Origin of the sequence: Synechocystis sp. PCC 6714 (assembly GCF_000478825.2) — a bacterium.
GTDB lineage: Bacteria > Cyanobacteriota > Cyanobacteriia > Cyanobacteriales > Microcystaceae > Synechocystis.
Map to the genome: position 1 here is coordinate 1,038,988 of NZ_CP007542.1, position 23,202 is coordinate 1,062,189.

Genomic DNA, 23,202 nt, shown 5'->3' on the forward strand with positions numbered 1-23,202 from the left:
AATTCTATTTTTTAATAATGAAAATCATTCTCATATTATACGCAATCGAGGCAAAGCCATTGCCACCAGAAAAATCGCCAACTGGGTGGTCACAATGCTGGGGCCAGAGGGTAAATTAAACGCAGCGGAAACCAGCATTCCCCCTGCTGAACTCAGTGCCCCCAGGCCGGCGGCTAGCAATAGATAGGTGGTAAAAGTCCGACTGAGTAAACGGGCAGCACAGGCGGGAATAACAACAAAAGCACTAATTAGTAACACCCCGATCGCCTTAATGGAAGTACCCACCACCAAAGACAGCAGGATAATAAAAGCCCGTCGGTGGGCCGGGGCAGAAATTCCTTGGGCAATGGCTAGGGGTTCATGGAGAGTCAGCAAAGTTTGGGATTGTAGCGTTAGCCCCACAAATAGGACACAGACCACCAACAGGGCAGTTCCCACCAATAAATCTCCCTGATCCATGGCTAAAATATCGCCAAACAAAATACTATTGATGCCTCCCTTATATTGGCCCACAAAGGTTAGTAAAATAATTCCGATCGCCAGGGAAGAAGAATAGACAATATTGAGCAAAGCGTCCGTCCAGAGGCGAGTATTTTCCAACAGGTAATTGACCCCCAGGGCAAACACCACGGAAAAAGGCAAAAGCATGGAGGAAGGAGTCAGACCCAGCAACAAGCCAAAACTGATCCCCAACAAAGCTGAATGGCCCAACGCATCACTAAAAAAGGATAATTGGCGCAAAACGGTAAAACTCCCCATCAATCCCCCCATCAATCCCGTCAGAATTCCCCCCAACAGGGCCCGTTGCATAAAGGGAAAATGGAATAGATTTAGGTTCTCAGCGAGGGACTGCATAGTGGATAGATTTAGTTAGAAGAGGTGTTTGTGAGGGTTGGCAAGGACCGTTCCTTATATCGATCAATGGTGATGGCGGTAGCGCACAAACTCTGATCCGTATACCGCCACCAGGTTATCGGGGGAAAGGGCATAATCCGGAGTTCCCTGACAGCGGATTACTCGGTTGAGGCAGAGCACCCGGTCACAGTTTTTTCGCACCATGTCCAGGTTGTGGGAAATTTGCAAAACAGCCCATCCCTGTTCCCGTTTCAGTTGATAAATAAGGCGATAAAACTCTGATTCACTGTGGATATCCAGCCCGGCGGGGGCTTCATCCAGAATTAACAGACGGCGGGGGCGTACCACACAATAGGCCAACAATGCCCGTTTAATTTCCCCCCCAGAAAGGTTGCTAATGGGTTGGGGGCCCAAATGGAGAGCATCCACAAGATCTAGGGCCCGGTGAACCGCCAAGCGACGTTTGTGACGGTTAGCCCAAGGAAGTTTTAAGCCTAATTCATCCCACCCCAGGGCCACCAATTCATTGACGGTGATGGGAATACGGCGGTCAAAGAGAAAGTTTTGGGGCAGATAGGCGATCTGTTGTCGAACTTGGGGGGGTAGTGTTCCCCGACGGCCCAGGGGCTGTCCTAATACCAATACATGGCCTTCGTGCCGTGGTAAAACCCCCAAAATAGCTTGGATTAGAGTGCTTTTACCGGCTCCGTTGGGGCCCACAATGGCGGTATCTGTACCTTCTTTGAGGGCAAAGGAAACATCCTGCACCGCAGGGTAGGTATCTCGGTAAACCGTCAGTCCTTCCACCACCAAAACTTCATTTCTCAAGCTCACCTCCTAAAACCGGACTCCTAACCTTTGGGGAGCCATGGCCACAGGCTGCAGAGGCCCCAGCAGGAACCATGACTGGGGTGATGTATTGGTCGATGCACTAAAGGATGAAGCAAGGTTGCTGACGTTACTACGCATGGTAGCCAGGTAATACTCCGGGTTAACCGCTTCGGGGCCCCCAACTTCTATGGGATTAAAAATACTGACCTGAATCCCCATATCCTTGGCGATCGCCCCCAAGCTATCTTCTCCAGCACTGGGCTCGGTCAGAATGGTTTTCAGATTAGAGGCTTTCACCGTATCCATCACCCGTTTGATATCCCCTGGGGCTGGTTTATCCGCCGGCACATCCACCAGAAACTCTGCTTCTAAAGCGTAACTCTGGGCAAAGTAGGGGGCAAAATCATGGAATGCCACAAAGGTTTTCCCTGCAAAGGGGGCTAGCTTATCGGTAATTTCCCCATCTAGGGCTTCTAGTTCGGCGATAAATTTAGCGGCGTTGGCGGTGTAAATGTCTGCTCCCGCCGGATCCACTGCAATTAGCCCATCTCTAATGTTTTGCACCTGCTGGATAGCGCGCTTGGGATCAAGCCAAATGTGGGGATTGTATTGGCCATGCTGGTGATGGTGGTCGGCTTCACTGTGCTCCCCATGCTCATCGTGATCGTGACCGTGGCTATGACTGTGACCGTGACCATGGTGTTCTTCCTCTTGATTCTCCAGAACGGCAATGCCTTGACTAGAATCAATCACCACCAGCTCACCGTTTTCGGCATTGGCGATTAGGTCCTCCAAAAAGAACTCCATTTCTAAGCCATTTTTTACTAAAACACTAGAATTGGCTAGATTCCTGACGTCGGCGGGACTAGCCTGAAAGTCATGGGGATCAACGTTGGTTGGCATTAAAGGAATTACCTCGGCCCGATCGCCTACCACAGCATTGGTAAATTGAGTGATGGGTAAAATTGTGGTCATTACGATCAAATCGGTGGCTGGAGTTTCCGCTTGGGGGCTGTCGGTTTCCCTCACGGCCTGGCCACAACCCGTAATGGCGATCGCCAGGGAAGAAACAACAAATAGTATGGTTTTGCGGATAGGAAAAATTTGAGTCAAGCTGGTCAGGGTTTCTAGCACCACCTTTTCTTGGTTGATCCGGCCCCGGAATCCCGCAGCTTTGCCTATCTTGTGACCATCTGGGAATCTTAAGGACGGGAAACTGGGAGCCATGGATAAAAAATGAGAATGATTATCATTTTGATACTACCACAGTAATTTTCAAAGGGGAAATCAAAGACGGAATCCAAAACAGTGTCCTTGATTTTTCCCTAGGTTCACCCCTGGGATGTTTTTCTGTTGAGCGTGAGGATAATCATTATCACCATCCATATCTATACCCGAAACCTTGCAGAAGTTCATTGATTTGGCGATCACCAAGCGGGATAAGCAACGCCTCGAAATTGCTAAAGTTTCCTACAGGTTTGGGGAAGGGGACAGTGAGCAATATTTAGCCCAGTTGAGTAGCTATGGTCCGCAAAAAGCCGCAACTTTTCAAGAATGGTCACGGCTTAGCAGTCAGGTTATTAAGGTTAAAACTCAACTTCAACAATCTTTTGTAAACAATCGTCAACACTTTTATAGTCGTTTCTAGTAGGACTGAGGCAGTCGAATTCACCGAAAAGCTTGTCAATAAAGACTTAAGCAGTCTCGAAATTATTTGAAATGACTATAGCTTCTATCAGTAAATCACTCCAATCATCAGGGGGATGACCGCTTTCCAGCATTTTCCTAAAGACTTTACAGGCATCTGTACTGCTTTCATAGGCTCGTTTCAAGTTTTCATCATTAACCCAAGCCAAAAGAATTATTTTACTTTCTTGGTGGTAGCGAAAAAATATTAGCTCTAAAATAACATTTTTGATTATTATTAACCCCAATGAAAACCCTGACTAATTTTTCTTCTGCTCCCCAACTTAACCGCTGTTTGGGATTAATTCAGGTTACCACCCAGGCGATCGCCGTTGTGGGGCCAACCATAACCGCTGTGATCAACATTCCCCAGGTCTATCTCAGTTCCGGGAACAGTAGTTGGCTCACTTACCTGATTGCCTGCCTTTGTATTTTGTTAGTGTCCCAGGTGCTGATCACCTTTGCTAAGCAGGAAGCGGGGACAGCGGGCTTAGCTGCCTATGTTCTGCAGGGTTTGGGAGTAACTTTTGCACGGTTAACGGGCTGGTTGCTCTTACTGGCCTATGGCGGCTTTGGCATACTACTGCTAGCCATGGCCAGTCAAAGTTTTGCAATTCTGATGGGGATGGCCGGACTCAAATTTCCTCTGTGGTTTTTTGTTGTGCTTTTGGGGGGAATAATTTGGTGGCTGGTGTCACGGGATGTGCGAGTATCCAATGGAATGATGTTAGTTTTAGAAAGTCTTTCAATTATTATAATTTTCTGGCTATGTAGCATTATTTTATTCCACCATAGTATTAAATTTGATTTGTCAGAATTTCAACTCACCAGCGCCACAGGCAACCAAGTACGTTCGGGCTTAATGATTGCTTTTTTGAGTTTTGTGGGATTTGAAAGTGCAGCTACCCTAGGACGTGAATCTCTCCATCCCCTCAGGGATATTCCTAAAGCTCTACGGATTGCTACTTTGCTCCCAGGGGGACTATTTTTAGTTTGGGCTTATGTTTTAGGACTAGGTTTTAAAGCAGCTCCCAGCAATATTCTCAACTCAGCTAGTCCCCTCGTTAGTCTCGGAGATTTTTTGCAAATTCCGACGGCGGCGGTGGTGATTAGTTTTAGCGCTTGTGTTTGTTTTTTAAGTGCGAGTTTAGGGGCATTCAGTGCCCTGGCTAGGGTTGGCTTAAGTTTAGGGAAAGAAAAAATTCTTCCTCCATTCAGCACCACAATTCATCCTGATTTCCACACTCCGATAGGCTCCTTAAAACTAGGATTAGGGATTTGTATTCTGGGTACTTTGGTCCTGTTGGCAACGGGGTTAAAACCCAACGACATTAACGATATTTGTGGTACTTTTGGGACTTTGGCATTGTTGTTGGTCTATAGTCTTGTTTCCATTTCCCTACTGCGAGACCACTATCGCCGTGGTATCCTTTCCCATTCCATTTTAATACTTGGTATTGCAACAATTCTACTATTAGCAACTGCCACCATTGCTTTTTTAAGTGGGCTAAATCAAGGGGACTTGATCAATACAGTGTTGATTTTCTTTGTTCTAATGGTTCTGGGCATTGGAATAATTGCTCGCCAAGGCGGTGGCCACCCCTGAAAATTGGAGAAAAATCGAGTCTGCTTTCTAGGGAAAGTTGAGGGGAGGTCTTGCCAGTCTCTGCCCGCATTCTTAACGTATGGTATTTCCCTCTAGGGGGCGTCCCCTAGACTCCGCAAGCTGTTTAAATCTGGAATGCTTATCATCGGGCATCAGCATCGTTAAAGTTACTACGGATAGGTACCTCAAATTTTAATTATTTTGATCAGCAACGAATTTATTAACCAGTTCAACATCAATATCTAACTCCTTGGCAATTTCGGCGATCGTAAGGCCCAATTTTTTCAGCAGGGGTATGGTTTCCAGCTTTGCCTCCAGCCGACCTTCTAGTTTCCCTTCCAGTTTGCCCTTGAGTAAGCCCCGTTGTTCCCCTTCCCGTAAGATTTCTTGATAGACAGCGAATTCCTTCATGATTTCACTCCTTAAAATTGTTCTAATAAACTCAGGGCTCAGCAGAATTCCTCCAAAAACAGAAGTTGCTGCCATCAGATTTGCCTTAACTCGATTATCCTCAATCTTTTCCAACGCAGTCGCCACTTCCCTTAATTTTAATGCGGGGTCAGAGGTCTGCGTCAATACTGCTAGGGGCAATAACCCTGGACTCTGAAGAAATACCTCTGATGGTTGCTCCCAAAGCCGAATCGCTTGATAACGATGTACAGTCTCCCCCACTTGAAAACTGTCCTGATAAACCAAGTCATTACTACTGGGTTTCAAGGCCATAAGGTTCTGTTAAATGAAAATTGTCCATATTGATAAACCATTGACCTTCTGGGGTTTGATGAAAAATATCCACAAAACGATGCTGCCAACGAATATCTGCCTCCTCATAAACGTAACGACTGTGAATGGTTTGAGAAAAACTTTCATCTAAGCCGGTGAAACTAATCCAAAGTTCTAATCTTAGTTGTTTATTTGTTGCTTCCAAAACCCCATAAAGTGGGCTATTACTGTCTATAGGATGCATAACTAACCAACTTAAACCGAAAACTGGAGTGTGAGAACGTAATAAGTTTAAATCATAAAAACGGCGCATTTTATGTCCTTCTTGGCTTTGCTCATCGCGAACTAAACTGACTCTAATTTGGGCTTCTAAAATACGATTATCCCTTTGATTAGCAGCGCGAAACATTAATGTTGGGATATTTTCAAAGGGGCAAACCACAGCAACTTCACTAAATAAGACCCTGGAGGTGGGTTTGGCAAAACGTGAAAACATTAATCCCGTTAAAATAGCCAGGCTGATCAATCCAACAAAAATTTCCACACTGACAACGATGTGAGCGAGCACAGTTTGGGGATACATAGAACCATATCCCACCGTTGAAAGAGTTTGAATACTAAAAAAAAATAGATCTAAAAATGATCCAGGTTTAGCATTAGCAATACCGTCTCCAATTAAGGAAAAAACTAGAGCAAAAAAGACATTTAAACCAAAATAAAAAAAGCCGACAGTCGCCAAAAATTTTGGCCAAGAAAGTACGAGTAACCAATGATATAGATCTGTCTTCATTGCCTGGGATTCTCTATGCCTAGGATTCCCTGATCGAATCGGACGCTGGTGGCGGATTGGATTTGCATAAGGAGTCGGCTTTAGTCCATGGGATTTACGCCAACGCCAAGGAAAGGGAAATTTCATCAATATTTTCCAGCCATCATTCATTTAAATCACCTTTACAATAAGCGATCGCCTAGAGATCTGCTATGCAGTGCGCCCGTTAGTAGCTCAGTAAGCCTGAAGGTCGAGAACTTTGGCAACAATTACAAAGGGTTAATGGCGATCGCCTAACCATGGATTTACTCGGATGGAGTTACAGTTTCGTAAAGATTGGTTACAGACTGATCCAGGTTAGTGCTCTTTACAGTGCCTTAATCTGCCTAACACGCTTTTGGAAGTAGATATACAGAAAGTTTCTGTATAATCCTTAGTTAGTCCTCTCATCTACGTGATTTTGTTAGTATCAAAAGAATTTGGAATCAACTAACTGGATTGAAGGTCAAGCTACGATTTACTGTCGCGCTAATCAAGCCAGATTGACGGTGGCTATAACTTCACCGTTAGGCTAATTTCGAAAAAAACATGAAAGAAGACTTTGGTTTCACACACATTGCTCTATCTGCAAAAAATATTGACTTGAGCATTAGTTTTTACAACCGCTATGCCAACATGTCCGTAGTGCATGAGCGATTAGATAAAGATACTGGTAAACGAGTTGTTTGGCTGTCTGATAAAACTCGTCCTTTCGTTTTAGTGTTAGTCCAAGACGAAAATCCAACCCCCATCCTAGGCCCTTTTGCACACCTAGGCATTGCTTGCAAGGATAAGAGCGAAGTTGATTGCTTATGCGAACAAGCTAGACAGGAAGGAATATTGGCTAAAGATGCCACAGATTCTGGCTATCCTGTTGGTTATTGGGCTTTTATCAATGATCCTGATGGACACACCCTAGAAGTCTCCTATGGTCAAGAAATTGGATTAACCAGCGAGGAAGCCCTTGCTGACTAGATAGCCCAGGCAAAAAACGGCGATCTCGCAGAGATCCGCTACGCGGTGCGCCGAGGAAAATGCTGGCCCCTGTGCCCGCCAGATTATCGGATGACCATCAACGGAATTTATAGTCGTTTTTAGTAAGACTGAGGCAGTCAAATTCACCGAAAAGCTTGTCAATAAAGATTTAAGCAGTCTCGAAATTATTTGAAATGACTATATGCTGTTATGACTCGCATTATGCTTCGTCGTCTTTCTTCCTCTTGTGCTTCTTTCACTTTATAAATGGACTCTTAGCGGTCTCGAAAATTATTTGAAGTGACTATAATAACAATTTTCTAATAAAACCGCCCACCTCCTAATCAAATTGGTTATTTAAACCATCAACTACGCCATCAAGGGGGCGAATAATTGCTTCCCCCTCGAGTAATTCTGGATCAAAAATAGCATCTATAGCTTCATCTAAGCTGTCTGCCATGACAATTTGATTGCCATAAACCACCACCACCCTGGCGAGGGTGGGCAGGCTATTTTTCTCTGCTTCCAGATAAATAGGTTCAACGTATAACAAGGATTCTTCAATGGGAATTACTAGCAAATTACCCTGGATTGCCCTTGAACCCCGACGATTCCAGAGGCTAATACGTTCGGAAATAACTGGGTCTTGGTTGACTAAGGCTTCAATTTGTTCTGGGCCATAAACCAGTCGTTCTTTGGGTAAGGTATAAAGCAACAATTTACCGTAATTTTGTTCGTCACACCGGGCAAAGAGTAGCGCAATGAGGTTATTCCTGGCGTTGGGAGTGTAAACCTGGGAAAGAACAAATTCTTCTTCTTTAGCATTAATTCCCGCCAATTTCATAATCAAGTAATAGGGGGCAATGGGCTGTTGCTCATCGGCATAGGTTTCCTGGGGAATCCGCCATTGGTCTTCCCGGTTATAGAACACGTCAATGTCTTCCATGTGGTAGGTCAACAAACGCTCCGATTGGGTGCTAAACATATCCACCGGATAGCGAATATGACTTTTTAAGGTGGCGGGCATGGCGCTAAAGGGCAAAAATAACTCAGGAAATATTTTTTGCCACGCATTAATTAGTGGATCTTGTTTATCAATGGCAAAAAAACGCACGTCTCCGTTGTAAGCATCCACCACAATTTTGACGGAATTACGAATGTAATTAAAGTTCCGTGCCGGTTGATTAACTTCTCCCTCCCCCGGATCAGAATAGGGATAATAATTGCTGGTGGTGTAGGCATCAATGAGCCAGTAAAGGGTGGAATGGCCTTCCCCAGGCACCGTTGCTGTGACAAGGTATGGATCTCGGTCAAAACGTAAAAAAGGAGCAATGTGACGGATACGACGATTAATGTTGCGGCGAAATAAGACTCTCGTGTCGGGTTTAAAGTTTTCCGTAAATAACATTTGCCAGTCTCGCAAATAAACCGCAAATAATAATTTTCTGATGGGAGAATTGAGAAAAATACCGCCCCGACCGTCGTAAAAGTTGTAAACATTTTCCTCCCCGCTGGGAAAATCCAGTTCAGGAATGGCAGTGTTGGTCATGATGTAGTTATCGGTAATTTCGCCAAAATAAATGCGGGGTTTACCGATGGGAATGCTGGTGCGAATTAATTCACTGGATGTGCGTAGGGCACCTTCATTTTGGTCTGTACCAATATCCTTGACAAAGTAGTAAGGAAGCCCGCCTTGATCGACTAAATTGACAGGGGAAAGGGTAAAACCGTAGCCATGGGTATAGACCAAATGTCTGTTCACCCAGGTTTGGGCTTTTTCTGGCACAGCGGTGTAATCCAGTTCCCTGGGGGCAATGAGGGTCTGTTGTTTCGCCATCGAGACCGTACTGCTATCTTGTTTCTGGACTTTGATGGTGTAGCGGTCTAGGTCAGCATCGACGAATTTGTAGTAAAGACGAATTTGTTGTAGTTGCCGATTGGTTTTCAGTAGGGGAATGGGGTCCCAGAGGCGAATATTGTCTAGGGTAACTCGATTTTTTTGTAAGCTAGCTTCGGTGAGTTGACCCCGACCGGTGAGGGTGGTGGGCTGGATAATCTGTAGGTTAAACGCTTCCCTGGTGGCGGTAATGTTACGGGCTAGATAGGGCCTTTCCCTAGTCAGTTGATTCGGTTGCACCACCAATAGCTCGATCGCCCAACCGCCCAGATTTTGCAAGAGTAGGGTTAAAAAATAGAGGGAAACGGGTAACCAGAGGGTGATCAGAGGCAATCGTATCCGTTGCGGGGAAGTGGCCTTGGCTACCGGCCAACCTTTGATACTTAACCAAGCCAACCAAACGGCGATCGCCGTGGTGAAAATCGCTAAGCCTGTTTCCACCGGTAAACGCCAATGGACATCGGTGTAGTTAGCACCGTAAACCACCCCATGGTTGGAAAAAAGATAACCATAACGTTTGAGCCAATGTTCCACCGCTAAAGTTAGGGCCACCGCAGAGCCTAAACCACTTAGATGCCTGAGCTGGGCCGGAGAAAAACCCCGAAACTTCCCTTCTGATAAACTATTGCCGGACTTGAGAATGATCAGGGTTACCCCCAACAAACTGAACAGAAATAGCCCCCGCCACCAACTCTCCAGCAATTGCCAGAGGGGGAGATGGAAAATGTAAAAGCTAATATCCCGGTGAAATTGGGGATCAATGGCATTGAAAGGTTGACCATTGACCGAAAGTAGTAAGCGGAACCAGTTGCCCGAAAGCAACATTCCCCACACGGCACTCAGTAGGAAAACCAGGCCCGGTAACAGTCTGGGGCCCCGCAAGAGCCCAATGAGCGTCAAAGTGCCAGCCAGGGCCGTAGCTGCCAATTGAGCTGGCAAATTGCTGAAATTGACGAACAGTAAGCGGATATGAAAGGGTTGGGGGACCGCTGGAGTGATGTTCGGCAGAGTATAGTCAGGGGTCCAAACCTGGATAGTAATGAAAACGTAGTACATCACCAGAGCCACTAGAATTAATTGGAGGCCGGTAATGAGGGGTAATAATATGGGCAGGAATAAGGGGCGGGAATGGGCTTTGCGGCCCATCAGTGGTTCGGGAATAGGCAGGTATCGGGAACCCGCCGCTACAGGCATAAGAATGGGAGTTGATTGGGCAACGGTGGCGCTGAGGACTGCTGCTTCCCTGTGGGCTAAGCGCTTAGCTATTCTTACTTGGAGGACAACAAAACCCCAGGAAATGGCTCCAGCAATTAGGGCAATGCTCCCCTGCCACTGGACTCGCTTCCAGAAAACAGACTGGAAGTGTAACTCCTGAAACCAGAGATTTTCCACATAGATGCGGGCAATAACCTCTAAGCAGACCAGGGCAATGGCTACGGCGATCGCCCCTTTGAACCACCGTTGCATGGTTTTAATTTCCTTCTTTAGCGGTAAACCATTGGGAGAGTTTTTTGATAGCCCAACTGCTGAGGGCCCCCAAAATTAAAATACTAATGGCGGGGTTAAACAAAGGTATCCAGAGTTTTTGCCAGACTTGATAGCCCAAAGGAATACCGGTAGATTCCCCCACTACCGCAATGGCAAACCAGAGAAATCCCAGCAATACCAGGAATACATCGGCGATTAAAATACGGTCTAGCCAGGTTAATAATAAATTTTTCATACCATTCCATGCCGGTTCCATACACTCCCCATCAGTTCCACCCCAATGAGCCAGTAGTATTGGTCCCTAACCTACTCAACTTCTGCTTTCCACTTTCTATCTTAATGCTTTGGTGGTGAACCCCCATGGGCTGGGCCAGAATTCGGCAACAGGATGACGGGGTGGGCGATCGCCAAGCTGTTAAGCTTTCGTTTGGGAAATAAACACCCAGGGTTTACCTTAGAAATACCTATCTAATCTGTTGCCTAAAATTTTGATTGGAGAAACAAATCACCATGGATTTAATCAGACAATTTAGCTATTTTCTTGTAGGGATAGTACTAATGGAAATGACCTTCACTGCGGCGATCGCCAGGGGCAATGACCGGGATGTGACCCCCCAGGAACAGCAACGTATTGTCCAGACGCTCAACGCCATGGGCTGTAGATCCTTCGACGATGCGGAGTATGACATTGACAAAAGGCGCTTTGAAATCGATGATGCCGTCTGTGCCGATGGTCGAGAATACGAAATTTATCTGAATAGTGATTATCAGGTAATCAAAAAAGAGCCTGAGGATTGAAATCTTCCTCTTGCCCCATTCAGGTTAGGTAAGTATAGCGTCGCAGACTCTGCTCATAATCTTCCAATAACCGTCGGGATTCTTCCAGGGTAATCTGACCGTTGCTGAGGGCCAATTCCGTATGCCGTCGCAGACCTTCCAACAAATCCTCAGAATCGTACTGCACATAGCCTAAAACCTCGGTCATGGTGTCCCCCCGTACCACCGACTCGATCTGATAACCCTGGGGAGTGGTGGCAATGTGAACCACATTAATATCACCGAATAAGTTATGTAAATTGCCCATAATTTCTTGATAGGCACCGACTAAAAACATCCCTAAATAGTAAGGATTACCATCATTTTCTAGGGGGTGAACTTCCAGGTAGGGCTTGACATCCCACAGGTCAATGAAGCGATCAATTTTACCATCACTGTCACAGGTTAAATCAGCTAAAATTACCCTCTGACTGGGTTTTTCATGGAGATGATGGATGGGCAAAATGGGAAAGAGCTGATCCAAGGACCAGGATTCCGGTGCTGATTGAAAAACCGATAAATTAACGTAATAAATATCAGTCATTATTTTGTCCAGGGCTTGAAAGTCTTCCGGTATATATTCCAATTGCCTGGTAATTTCAAAAATTTTACGGCAACAGGCCCAGTGAATCTGTTCTGCCTGCCCCCGTTCGGTCAAACTTAAATAACCAAAATTGAAGAGGCTACTTGCTTCCGCCTTGAGCTGTAGAGCATCGTGGTAAGGTTCTTGATATTGGTGGGGAGTAATTGTTTCGTAGCATTCCCAGAGATTTTTGAGCAGGGGATGGGCATTTTTATCTGGAGGGGTTGGTTCGCTAAAACCCATTTGATTGGTGCCCAAGACGTCAAAAATCAGCACCGACTGATGGGCCATGATGGCCCGGCCACTTTCGCTGACTAAGATGGGAGGAGAAATATTGCCTAGGTCACAAGCATCCTGAATCGCCGCCACAATGTCATTGGCGTAGTTTTGCATGTTGTAGTTTTTCGAGGCGGGATAATTAGTTTTGGAACCGTCATAATCCACCGCTAAGCCTCCACCCACATTGAGATAACGCATTTTTGCCCCCAGTTTGACCAATTGGACATAGAGCTGACTAGCTTCCCGCATGGCTTCTTTGATCAGGGCAATGTCTGAAATTTGTGTTCCCAGGTGAAAATGGAGCATTTTCAGACAATCAAGGCAGTTATTCTCCTCCAGACGATGAATCATCGTCACAATGTCCGGCATGGTTAGACCAAGCTTGGCCCGATCGCCTTTGGGGCTAGAAGTTTCCGACGATTTGGGGGACTGACAGCTCAACCGGGCCCGCACCCCCAGCATGGGCTTGATGTTTAACTGCCGGGAGATATGCAACACCCACTCCAGTTCCCGCAGTTGTTCGATGATGATAATGGGACGATGGCCCAATCGTTTGGCTAACAGGGCCGTTTCTAAATAATCCTGGTCTTTATAGCCATTGCAGATAATTAGAGGTTTGGCGTGTTTATCCTGGCGATCTAACGGGGGGGGCAGGGTCGCCAAGGCAATCATTAATTCCGGCTTGGATCCCGCTTCCAGTCCACACTGGGAAGTTTGGCCAAATCGCACAAGGGCTTCCACCAAATGGCGCTGTTGGTTGCATTTAACTGGATAAACCGCCTGATAAGTGTTGGGGTAGTTATAACGGGCGATCGCCTTGGCAAAACAACTATTCAATCTTTCCAGGCGATCGGCAAGAATATCAGAAAAACGAATTAACAAGGGTAACCCAAGCTTCCTTTGCCGTAGGGCTTCCACCAATTCCAACAAATCCAATGATCCGCCCCGATCGCCGTTGGGGGAGACGGTGACGTTACCCGCCGCATTGATGGCAAAATAGGGCGCTCCCCAGGCATCCACCCGGTAAAGAGCTTCACTTTCTTCAATACTCCAGGGAGCATTTTTTTTCTTCGATTTCTTTCCCAATGGTTTTTCCCCCGGCAAAGGTTCTTCCCCCATAATTCCTCTACTGACGATGGATGGATTTGTCTTCTAATGGTAACTGTCTGGAGTCCCTGGCGATCGCCGGTTTTTTCGGCAGGCAAAAAGCACCCCCCGATGATAGGAGAGTGCCATTTGCCGATTATTCAGTTGATGTTACATCAAGGAATTAACCGTTGATAGCAGGAGCGGTCAAAGCCACAGGAGCTTGCTCCCCAGACGCTAAGTCAAGGGGGAAGTTGTGGGCATTGCGTTCGTGCATTACTTCAAAACCGATGTTGGCGCGGTTCAACACATCAGCCCAGGTGCCGATTACACGACCTTGGCTATCCAAGATGGACTGGTTGAAGTTGAATCCGTTCAGGTTGAACGCCATGGTGCTTACGCCCATCGCAGTGAACCAGATGCCGATTACAGGCCAAGCACCCAAGAAGAAGTGCAAGGAGCGGCTGTTGTTGAAAGAAGCATATTGGAAGATCAACCGACCAAAGTAGCCGTGGGCAGCAACGATGTTGTAGGTTTCTTCTTCTTGACCGAATTTGTAACCGTAGTTCTGGGATTCAACTTCAGTGGTTTCACGAACCAAGGAGGAGGTCACCAAGGAACCATGCATGGCAGAGAACAAGCTACCACCGAATACACCAGCCACACCTAACATGTGGAAGGGGTGCATCAGGATGTTGTGCTCAGCTTGGAACACGATCATGAAGTTGAAGGTACCGGAAATACCCAAGGGCATACCATCAGAGAAGGAGCCCTGACCGATGGGGTAAATCAAGAAGACAGCGGTAGCAGCGGATACGGGGGCAGAGTAAGCCACACAAATCCAAGGACGCATACCTAAGCGGTAGGACAGTTCCCACTGACGACCCATGTAGCAGAAAATGCCGATGAGGAAGTGGAATACTACCAACTGGTAAGGACCACCGTTGTACAACCACTCATCTAAGGAAGCGGCTTCCCAGATGGGGTAGAAGTGCAAACCGATAGCGTTGGAAGAAGGTACAACAGCACCAGAAATGATGTTGTTACCGTAGAGTAAAGAACCAGCAACGGGCTCACGGATTCCGTCGATGTCAACGGGGGGAGCAGCGATGAAGGCGATGATGAAGCAGGTGGTCGCAGTTAAGAGGGTGGGGATCATCAAGGTACCGAACCAACCGACATAAATCCGGTTGTTGGTAGAGGTGACCCACTGACAAAACTGTTCCCACAAGGAAGCGCTTTCGCGCTGTTGGAGAGTCGTAGTCATTTGGTTATGATTCCTTATGTATTTGTCAAGGTTCGAAGGGTTTGGCGTTGAGTTCGGAGGTTTCCTCGCTCGTCAGCCGGTTTTGTATGTATGTAATCAACATAACAAGATTGTAACGATTTGTAAAGGCTTTTCTGAAAAAATCTAGTCCGAGCCTTGTCAATGGTTCAATTGAACCGGTAGCCTCATGGTTGATAAAATTAGAACAAATACACGAAATATTTAAAAGATTTCCCCAGGTATCTTGGAGATAGGCGAATGCCTTCGTTTTTCATTTGGCCCATCCTGGTTTGGGTGAAATTTAGACAATGGCCTCCAGGGCAAAGGGTTTATCATGGGGGTCTGTTGTTGAACTGCTAGCCATGTCCTTCGTCGGTCTTCATATCCATAGTGACTATAGCCTTCTAGATGGGGCTTCCCAATTACCGGCCTTGATTGACCGGGCCATTGAGCTGGGCATGCCGGCGATCGCCTTGACGGACCATGGGGTGATGTATGGGGCGGTGGAGTTGCTGAAAGTCTGCCGGGGCAAACCGATTAAGCCTATCATTGGCAACGAAATGTATGTAATCAATGGTGATATTGAAATCAATAAGCGTCACCGTCGTTTTCATCAGGTAGTTTTAGCGAAGAATAATCAGGGCTACAGAAATTTAGTTAAACTCACCACCATTTCTAACTTGAAAGGTATTCAAGGCAGCGGTATTTTTGCCCGACCTTGTATTAACAAAGAGTTGCTAGAGCAGTATAGGGAAGGTTTAATTGTCACCAGTGCCTGTCTGGGGGGAGAAGTGCCCCAAGCTATTTTAAAAGGTGATCTGGGTCATGCCCGTAAGGTAGCAAAATGGTATAAAGATTTATTTGGTGATGACTACTATCTGGAAATTCAAGACCACGGTTCAGTGGAAGATCGTTTGGTTAATGTTAACCTGGTCAAAATTGCCCAAGAGTTAAGTATCAAAATTGTTGCTACTAACGACTCCCATTTTATTTCTTGCAACGATGTAGAAGCCCACGACGCTCTCCTTTGCATTCAAACGGGCAAGTTAATTACCGAAGAAAAAAGATTACGCTACAGCGGTACAGAGTATCTTAAATCTGCCGAGGAAATGCACTTGCTCTTTCGGGATCATTTACCGGATGAAATTATCGAAACAGCGATCGCCAACACTCTAGAAGTAGCTAATAAAGTTGAACCCTACAGTATTTTAGGGGAACCCCGCATTCCCCATTACCCTATTCCCCCCAACCATAGCCCCGAAACCTATGTGGAAGACATTGCCTGGGATGGTCTGTTAGAACGGTTGAAATGCCGAGAGAGAAGCGATATTCCTGCGGTGTACAAAGAGCGTCTGGAATATGAATTAAGAATGTTAGAAAAAATGGGTTTTTGCACCTATTTTCTTGTAGTTTGGGACTACATTAAATATGCTCGAGACCATGGCATCCCCGTTGGGCCAGGGCGGGGCTCAGCGGCGGGATCTTTAGTGGCCTATTGCATGAGAATTACCAATATTGATCCGGTACACCATGGTCTTTTATTTGAAAGATTTTTGAATCCAGAGCGAAAATCTATGCCTGACGTAGATACGGATTTTTGCATCGATCGCCGGGATGAAATGATTGAGTATGTCACCCGAAAGTATGGGGAAGATAAAGTTGCTCAAATTATTACTTTTAACCGCATGACCTCTAAAGCGGTGCTTAAAGATGTGGCTAGGGTATTGGATATTCCCTACGCAGAATCAGACAAAATGGCCAAAATGATTCCTGTTTCCCGGGGTAAGCCAGCCAAATTAAAAGTGATGATTTCTGACCAAACCCCTGAACCTCAATTTAAATCCCGTTACGACAACGAACCCTGGGTAAAAAAATGGATTGACATGGCAATTCGCATCGAGGGCACCAACAAAACTTTCGGTGTCCATGCTGCTGGGGTGGTAATTTCATCAGAACCACTGGATCAAATTGTCCCGTTGCAAAAAAATAATGATGGGGCTGTAATTACCCAATATTACATGGAAGACGTGGAAGCCATGGGTCTTTTGAAAATGGACTTTTTGGGCTTGAAAAACTTGACCACATTGCAACGGGCAGTGGAGTTGATAGCAGAAAATAAGGGAGTGCAACTGGATTTAGACGATTTGCCCTTACAGGAGCGTAAAGCCCTGCAAATTCGAGCTCGCAATGGTTCTAAAAAGTTACCTGATGACGTTAAACAAACCCACAAATTATTGGAAGCGGGGGATTTGGAGGGGATTTTTCAGTTGGAATCCCAAGGCATGAAACAAATTGTGCGGGATCTCAAACCTTCGGGCATTGAAGATATTTCCTCCATTCTAGCTTTGTATCGCCCTGGACCATTGGATGCGGGACTAATTCCCATCTTTATTAATCGTAAACACGGTCGGGAAGAAATTTCCTATCAACATAAACTTTTAGAACCAATTTTGAATGAGACCTACGGTGTTCTGGTCTACCAAGAGCAAATCATGAAAATGGCTCAGGATTTGGCTGGTTATTCCCTAGGGGAAGCGGATCTACTGCGGCGAGCCATGGGAAAAAAGAAAGCTGAAGAAATGCAAAAACATCGGGCGAAATTTGTCGACGGTTCCACTAAAAATGGAGTTCCTTCCCGCATAGCTGAAAATTTGTTTGACCAAATGGTTAAGTTTGCGGAATATTGCCTCAGCTTTGACGCCGAAATTTTAACCGTTGAATACGGTCCATTATCCATTGGTAAAATTGTTGGCGAAGAAATTAATTGTTCTGTGTACAGCGTTGATCCCCAGGGTCGGATTTATACCCAGGCGATCGCCCAATGGCATGACCGGGGAGTGCAGGAAGTGTTTGAATATGAATTGGAAGATGGTTCGGTGATTCGGGCTACCCCTGACCACCGTTTTTTGACTACCGATTATGAACTATTGGCGATCGAGGAAATTTTTGCCCGGCAAATGGATTTGCTAACCTTAACGAACCTCAAGCTTGAAAATCTGGCTACTTTGCCCATTACGTCAGGGTAATTTCAAACTAATAATTGTTGATACTGATTGAAATATTGACGGTAAACAGCGGCGGTAACGGCAATGGTGCTGAGGGTATTGGTCAACAAAATTAAGAACATAATTAAAATCTGATAGACCGAGGCATTGAGGGGATCACCCCCGGCCAACACTTGCCCCGTTAACATCCCTGGCAAACTGACCAAACCCACCACCATCATTTGGTTAATGGTGGGAATCAAACTGGCACGAATGGCATCTCGACGGTAATTGGCGATCGCCTGCCCAGGGCTGGCCCCCAAACAAAGGTGGGTTTCAATTTCCCGAGGATTTTGTTGAATAGCACTGGCTAGCCTTTCGCCGGCTAAAGAGGCACTGTTCATGGTTTGTCCCAAAATCATCCCCGTCAAAGGAATCAGATATTGGGGGGAATACCATTGGGGAGGTTGAATAATCACTACCAGGGCGTAACCCAAACTAATGGCAGTGCTAGCCCCCAAAGAAAGCCAGAGCCAGCCGAATAGGGATTGACTCCGGGGATTAATGCGGTTTCTGGCCACCACAGCGGCAATGGTTAACATAATGGCCAGTACCAGCAGCACTGCCCCAGCATTATCTAGGGAAAAAACCACCGCCAGAAAATAGCCCACCACAATCAGTTGCAGAATGGTGCGCCCTCCGGCCCAGAGCAGTTGCCCTGTTAAATTTAGCCCCTGCCATTGCAACAGGGCGATCGCCGTGCCCAGCAGTCCCAACATCCAACCAATATCGGCCCAATCCAACTCGATTAAGGCATGTTCCATGGCCTTTTTCCACTTATTCCCTGAGCTACAACAATCCTAAATTTTTCAATGCATCCAGAGCCGCCTGTTTGGTGGCCATTTGTTTACTAGGGCCAGAACCCTTTCCTTGGACTTTGCCAGACACACTAACAGTGAAAGTAAATTCCCGGGCATGGGGAGGGCCTGCGGTATCGATCAGTGTGTATTCCGGTAACTGTTTGGTTTTCTCCAAAGCCCATTGTTGCAGCATATTTTTTATGTCCACCGTAGGGGAGGGTTTTGGCGATCGCCCGTCCTGGCTTTGTTCCCACTGTTCCAAAATGGGAATAAATAGCTCTTCAACAAAATCCCTCACAGTTTCCAAACCAGCATCCAGGAAAGAAGCCCCCAACCAAGACTCAAACACGTCCGCTAGTATGGAGGGATTATCCTGGCCGTCATCCCTTGCTAAACTGCGGCTTAGGCGAATTTCTGGGCCAATTTCCAAAAATCTGGCCAGATAAGCTAGCTGATTTTGGTTAACCAACTGGGCCCGTAAACGACTCAGCTCTGCCTCCGTAAAATGAGGGTAACGTTCAAAGAGAATCTGTCCCACTAAAAAGCCCAGCACCGCATCACCAAGAAACTCCAACCGATCATAGGAAGGAGTACCTGGATGTTCGTTGCTATAGGAGCCATGGGTCAGGGCCTCTAGCTTTAACTGGGGATCCCCAATGGCAGGTAAATCAGGATGGTTCACACGCCCCGTTCAATGGATCTTTCTGCTTGGGTAAATTCTAGTTGTAGACGCTTTTTCAACTTTTCGGGAATGGGGCGAGCACCATAGGAGGTGTAATAGCCAGCTAAGGAGTTGAGGGCCGTTTGCATGGTGGTGAAAGATTTCAGTCCACCGGCATTACCCTTGCGGCGGTAACGGGAAATGTAATCGTTAATTTGGGCCCGGGCAGTGTCCTGTAATTCCTGACGATTGGGGGCATCCTGGGGCAGATCAACTGCTTCCCGCAGAGTAGCAATAACAGTTAGGGTATCTTGGCTATAGTTGCCGGTGAGTCCTGTGCCACTGTCGCAGGCCGTCAGACCGATCGTCACTACTAAAACTAAAGCTAACAGCCGTGACAACTGATTTTTTAAAAAGGACATCACTGGGGGTTCCCTCGCTGGAATATTACTAGATTTTGCAGCTGAACTACCCCTCCCTGTTAAATCCAGGAAGGAGCTTCCTATCCAAAGAATCACTTTCCATTCCGAAAAATAGTAAGCCTTAGATTCTGCTGATAGGCGGACTCCCCAGTTCCTGAGGACAAAACCACGGTTACAAAAATATTTCGCTGTTTATTTAGCTTAGTTTTCGCTGTCCGTTGCCGTGTTAACAAGGTCACTTTATCAAAAATCGAAGCTAAGTCGCAAGGCACATCCCGCCCTCTGCTTCTCCCAGTAAACCAGCCTGTGGGGAGGGGGACTTCCCACAACATAATTTTGTTAAATTTTTGTTAAATTCTCTGACGGGTTCAACCCTGATCTGTGGATATGTTGAAAAGCTTGGCGGGAGTGGTGCTAAACTCGCTCCGTTGGGGTAATGGGGGGAATCTCCATTAAGCTAGCCCTATATTGGGGAAATTCTCCCATAAGCTTTTCGAGGTGGCGACTATCAAAATTTTCCAATGCTTTGATGATTTCATGCCCGTAGGCCTCTAAGCCATCCCAATGGTGTTCTTTTCCCAGCTTCCTGAGGCGATCGCCAAAGTTTCTGAGTTGTCGGGAAATGAGTGTGTGGCGCAGACTTTGCCAAATTTCGTTTTCCTGCTCTGTCAACAGGGAAATTAATTGTTCCCGCTGGCCTGGGGTCAGTAGGGGTACGGCGGTGGGTTGGGTCAACAGGGCGTTATCGATGCTTTCCGGAAAAGATTCTGCTGGAATAGAAGATTTACTTTGCTCAGCAATGTTCAGCTGGCCAGTCAAACCCAGGCGATCGCCGTCGACGGAGACAGAATTTTCCACCAAACGCACCGAAGGAAAACGTAAAATAAAAGTACTTCCTTCCCCCGGTTGACTCTGCAAACTGATGCTTCCCCCCAATAATGCTGTTAACCGCTTGGTAATGGTCAAACCCAGGCCAGTGCCACCATATTTTCGGGTACTTTGTCCCTGACTTTGGGTAAAAACATCAAAAATCCGGCTTTGATCTTCCGGTGCAATGCCAATGCCTGTATCGGTAACTTCAATGGCCAAAGAAACATATTGATCGGATTTTTGAATGTGCGTGTCCTCTACACCAATGTAAACAAAAACTTGACCTGTATCAGTAAACTTAATCGCATTACCCACCAAGTTAAACAAAATCTGCCGCAGACGTACCGCGTCAAAATAAATTTCTTGGCTTAAACTGGCATCTAATTGAGTGATTAAAATTATCCCCTTATTCTCCGCTGTGTAGTCAAAAATTTGTTTAATTTCTACCAAGGTTGATTTTAGATTCACCGGCTCCTCATTAATAATTAATTTGCCAGCTTCAATTTTGGAAATATCTAAAATATCGTCAATGAGAACCAATAATACTTTACTGCTGGAGTTAATGGCATTGAGATAACTTTCGGTCTGAGCTGGGCTAATATTTTTCTGCAGGAGTAAATCACAAAAACCAAGAATAGCATTCATTGGGGTGCGGATTTCATGGCTAATATTGGCAAGAAACTCACTTTTAAAGCGATTGGCAAATTCCGCATTTTCTTTTGCTTTCCTCAGCTCTATTTCAATGTGTTGACGTTCTTCAATTTCCCCCGCTAGCTGCTTATTAATTGCTATTAATGTGTTGGTTCTTTCTGCCACCCTAACTTCTAGATTGTCCCGAGCTTGCTTAATAGTTTTAAATTGATTTTGTAGGGTTGTCAACATTTCATTAAAGTTTTCATTCAGCGTCACTACTTCGCTGACTTCACTGTGGAGTGCAACGGGAGTTAAGCCCTGGTATTGTAACTTGGCTGGGATGTCGGTGGTAATCTTAGCTAAAGTTAATAATGGCTTAGCAACTCGCTTACTAATGCCAATGGCAATTACTAGGCCTATCAGGGTCAAACACAATAGTAAGCCTAGTTTTTGTACGGAGTGACTTTGCAATTGTTCAACGCTTTCCTGGGCAGGTAAACCAATGATTAATTGCCAACCATTAATATTTTCTAAAGAGCTAATATGATAATAGTAGGAATTGCGCCAACGGAGGGTTGGATTTGCCGGTTGATCCGGATACCAATGGTAAGTATTTTCATCAAGATTGCGGATTTCTCCTGCTTGGAATGGTTGGTAAACTTCCAGAGGTAAAAGGTTTGCAATGGTACTGGCTACCACTTGATTTTTGCCATCGGTGAGGGTAATGCTTAGTTGATCATTAACCCGGTCTGCATATAAAAGATTTTCTGCTTTAGATAAATTTAAAGAGGCATTGACAAACCCTTGTAAACCATTGTCATTCATCAGGGGAATGGTGATGCTTATGTGAGGCTTAATATCGAGGCTAGTACGATGCAGTGGCGAAATTTTCATTCCTGGTTGGGCAAGGGAAAAATTAGCCACTTTTTGCGATTGAATCAAGCCTAAGCGTGATTGACCCACTTCATTGAACTCAGGGGAGCTGGCAATTATTTTTCCTTGGCGATCGCCGATGTAAATATAGCTGAAACCATCGAAAGCTTTTTGGGTAGTTTCCGTTTCCAGGGAGAGGAAGAATAACTGTTCATCATTTCCCCGATTAACTTCTGTTAACAGAGGCAGAATTTGTTCGGAAAAAATCTCTGCTCCCCTTAAATGATTTTGATACCAGTCTTGAATGGAATTTTGAACTGGAATAGATAATGAGGTTAAATTCTCTGCCATTTGCTTTTCCATTTCCAAAAAAGATTCCTGACCGTTAAATACGGTAACAAATAGTAGAGGAAAAAAGATAAATGCAACTAGTAGATTAAATAAAGTTTGTTCAAAAGATAATCTTTGCCAGCGGGGGTAAGTAGGTTTTAAAAGAACAGGAAGTGTTACATTTGTCAGCCCAAAACTAGTAATTAGAAAGCTGGCAATTAAGCTATTAAAAATGCCATTAGTTGCTTGTTTTAACGTTACCAAACGAGCCGGCACCGGGGTCATATTTAAGCCCCAATGATAAAAAATATAAACCAGAGGCATACCGATTAATAGCCAAAATAAACTATTAAGCAGCACCAAGTTCCTTTGCTTCTGACGTAACATGATTGCCACCACTAAGGCTTCGAGTAAAATTACCACTAATGCATAGCCATGGTGCCAAATTAATAGGGTGTAACTACCGGCGATCGCCGCACTAATTAAGCCCCAAAATAAGCCGAAGTAAACGATAACTAATAGGGTGGCAATACTACCAAAAAGAAAATCAACACCAAAGAATAAATGTAAGCGAAAGTAATTTCCCCCATAACCGGCTAACAGCAGACAGGGCAACAGCCAATATTTTTGCAACAAAGGGAGAATTTTACCCATGGAAAACTGAAGCTA

18 protein-coding genes and 1 pseudogene are annotated in these 23,202 nt (G+C 45.6%); 5 read left to right on the forward strand and 14 right to left on the reverse strand.

Features of this window, described 5'->3' with window-relative positions; translation table 11 throughout:
* Positions 1 to 30: 30 nt before the first annotated feature.
* The 3 genes from D082_RS04650 to D082_RS04660 all read right to left on the reverse strand — a co-directional run bounded on the left by D082_RS04650 (position 31) and on the right by D082_RS04660 (position 2,913).
* A complete protein-coding gene (locus D082_RS04650; RefSeq protein ID WP_028948915.1) occupies positions 31 to 855 on the reverse strand; it encodes a metal ABC transporter permease in 825 nt (274 codons plus the stop codon).
* A gap of 63 nt (positions 856 to 918) precedes the next feature.
* A complete protein-coding gene (locus D082_RS04655; protein ID WP_369796136.1) occupies positions 919 to 1,689 on the reverse strand; it encodes a metal ABC transporter ATP-binding protein in 771 nt (256 codons plus the stop codon).
* Positions 1,690 to 1,692: 3 nt separating this feature from the next.
* Positions 1,693 to 2,913, reverse strand: coding sequence for a metal ABC transporter solute-binding protein, Zn/Mn family (locus D082_RS04660; RefSeq protein WP_081857610.1), 1,221 nt, complete (start codon positions 2,911 to 2,913; stop codon positions 1,693 to 1,695).
* A 175-nt stretch (positions 2,914 to 3,088) separates the two neighbouring features.
* On the opposite strand from D082_RS04660, the gene D082_RS04665 reads away from it, so the two are divergent.
* Positions 3,089 to 3,334, forward strand: coding sequence for a hypothetical protein (locus tag D082_RS04665; RefSeq protein WP_028948918.1), 246 nt, complete (start codon positions 3,089 to 3,091; stop codon positions 3,332 to 3,334).
* A 46-nt stretch (positions 3,335 to 3,380) separates the two neighbouring features.
* Here the strand turns inward: D082_RS04665 and D082_RS04670 are convergent, their stop codons facing one another.
* Positions 3,381 to 3,620: a type II toxin-antitoxin system YhaV family toxin gene (locus D082_RS04670; RefSeq protein ID WP_081857611.1), complete on the reverse strand. Its 240-nt coding sequence runs from the start codon at positions 3,618 to 3,620 to the stop codon at positions 3,381 to 3,383.
* On the opposite strand from D082_RS04670, the gene D082_RS04675 reads away from it, so the two are divergent.
* Positions 3,620 to 4,978 (forward strand): APC family permease, encoded by a 1,359-nt coding sequence (locus D082_RS04675; protein ID WP_028948919.1) that lies wholly within the window; start codon positions 3,620 to 3,622, stop codon positions 4,976 to 4,978. The two genes, D082_RS04670 and D082_RS04675, sit on opposite strands and share 1 nt — an antisense overlap.
* Positions 4,979 to 5,170: 192 nt before the next feature.
* On the opposite strand, the pseudogene D082_RS04680 reads toward D082_RS04675, so the two are convergent.
* Both D082_RS04680 and D082_RS04685 read right to left on the reverse strand, forming a co-directional pair.
* Positions 5,171 to 5,695: pseudogene (locus D082_RS04680) on the reverse strand (Rpn family recombination-promoting nuclease/putative transposase); the annotation flags it as partial.
* The gene (locus tag D082_RS04685; RefSeq protein WP_238546840.1) at positions 5,682 to 6,641 is read right to left on the reverse strand and encodes an ion channel; all 960 of its coding nucleotides are present in this window, start codon (positions 6,639 to 6,641) and stop codon (positions 5,682 to 5,684) included. The pseudogene D082_RS04680 and the gene D082_RS04685, both read right to left, overlap by 14 nt.
* 417 nt (positions 6,642 to 7,058) lie before the next feature.
* Between D082_RS04685 and D082_RS04690 the strand changes: the two genes are divergently transcribed.
* On the forward strand, positions 7,059 to 7,484 hold the full coding sequence (locus tag D082_RS04690) for a VOC family protein (RefSeq protein WP_028948922.1): 426 nt from the start codon (positions 7,059 to 7,061) through the stop codon (positions 7,482 to 7,484).
* A 340-nt stretch (positions 7,485 to 7,824) separates the two neighbouring features.
* On the opposite strand, the gene D082_RS04695 is transcribed toward D082_RS04690, so the two are convergent.
* Both D082_RS04695 and D082_RS04700 read right to left on the reverse strand, forming a co-directional pair.
* Positions 7,825 to 10,848: a UPF0182 family protein gene (locus tag D082_RS04695; RefSeq protein ID WP_038530233.1), complete on the reverse strand. Its 3,024-nt coding sequence runs from the start codon at positions 10,846 to 10,848 to the stop codon at positions 7,825 to 7,827.
* 4 nt (positions 10,849 to 10,852) lie between these two features.
* On the reverse strand, positions 10,853 to 11,104 hold the full coding sequence (locus D082_RS04700; protein ID WP_028948923.1) for a hypothetical protein: 252 nt from the start codon (positions 11,102 to 11,104) through the stop codon (positions 10,853 to 10,855).
* A 275-nt stretch (positions 11,105 to 11,379) separates the two neighbouring features.
* On the opposite strand from D082_RS04700, the gene D082_RS04705 reads away from it, so the two are divergent.
* Positions 11,380 to 11,667 (forward strand): PepSY domain-containing protein, encoded by a 288-nt coding sequence (locus D082_RS04705; RefSeq protein ID WP_028948924.1) that lies wholly within the window; start codon positions 11,380 to 11,382, stop codon positions 11,665 to 11,667.
* A gap of 19 nt (positions 11,668 to 11,686) precedes the next feature.
* Here the strand turns inward: D082_RS04705 and speA are convergent, their stop codons facing one another.
* Positions 11,687 to 13,666, reverse strand: coding sequence for a biosynthetic arginine decarboxylase (gene speA / locus D082_RS04710; protein WP_028948925.1), 1,980 nt, complete (start codon positions 13,664 to 13,666; stop codon positions 11,687 to 11,689).
* A gap of 151 nt (positions 13,667 to 13,817) precedes the next feature.
* Positions 13,818 to 14,900, reverse strand: coding sequence for a photosystem II q(b) protein (gene psbA, locus D082_RS04715; protein ID WP_028949231.1), 1,083 nt, complete (start codon positions 14,898 to 14,900; stop codon positions 13,818 to 13,820).
* Between the two features lie 362 nt (positions 14,901 to 15,262).
* Between psbA and D082_RS04720 the strand changes: the two genes are divergently transcribed.
* Positions 15,263 to 17,926 carry a trans-splicing intein-formed DNA polymerase III subunit alpha N-terminal partner DnaE-N gene (locus tag D082_RS04720; protein WP_028949230.1) on the forward strand — a complete coding sequence of 888 codons (2,664 nt, stop codon included), beginning with the start codon at positions 15,263 to 15,265 and terminating at the stop codon, positions 17,924 to 17,926.
* 2 nt (positions 17,927 to 17,928) lie between these two features.
* Here the strand turns inward: D082_RS04720 and fetB are convergent, their stop codons facing one another.
* From fetB to D082_RS04745, 4 genes are all read right to left on the reverse strand, one after another.
* Positions 17,929 to 18,708 carry an iron export ABC transporter permease subunit FetB gene (gene fetB, locus D082_RS04725; RefSeq protein WP_028949229.1) on the reverse strand — a complete coding sequence of 260 codons (780 nt, stop codon included), beginning with the start codon at positions 18,706 to 18,708 and terminating at the stop codon, positions 17,929 to 17,931.
* A gap of 25 nt (positions 18,709 to 18,733) precedes the next feature.
* Positions 18,734 to 19,426 (reverse strand): ribonuclease III, encoded by a 693-nt coding sequence (rnc, locus tag D082_RS04730; RefSeq protein WP_028949228.1) that lies wholly within the window; start codon positions 19,424 to 19,426, stop codon positions 18,734 to 18,736.
* Positions 19,423 to 19,830: a photosystem II protein Psb27 gene (gene psb27 / locus D082_RS04735; protein WP_028949227.1), complete on the reverse strand. Its 408-nt coding sequence runs from the start codon at positions 19,828 to 19,830 to the stop codon at positions 19,423 to 19,425. Before psb27 ends, rnc begins: the two co-directional genes overlap by 4 nt.
* Before the next feature lie 411 nt (positions 19,831 to 20,241).
* A complete protein-coding gene (locus D082_RS04745; RefSeq protein ID WP_028949226.1) occupies positions 20,242 to 23,187 on the reverse strand; it encodes a hybrid sensor histidine kinase/response regulator in 2,946 nt (981 codons plus the stop codon).
* Positions 23,188 to 23,202 lie beyond the last annotated feature (15 nt).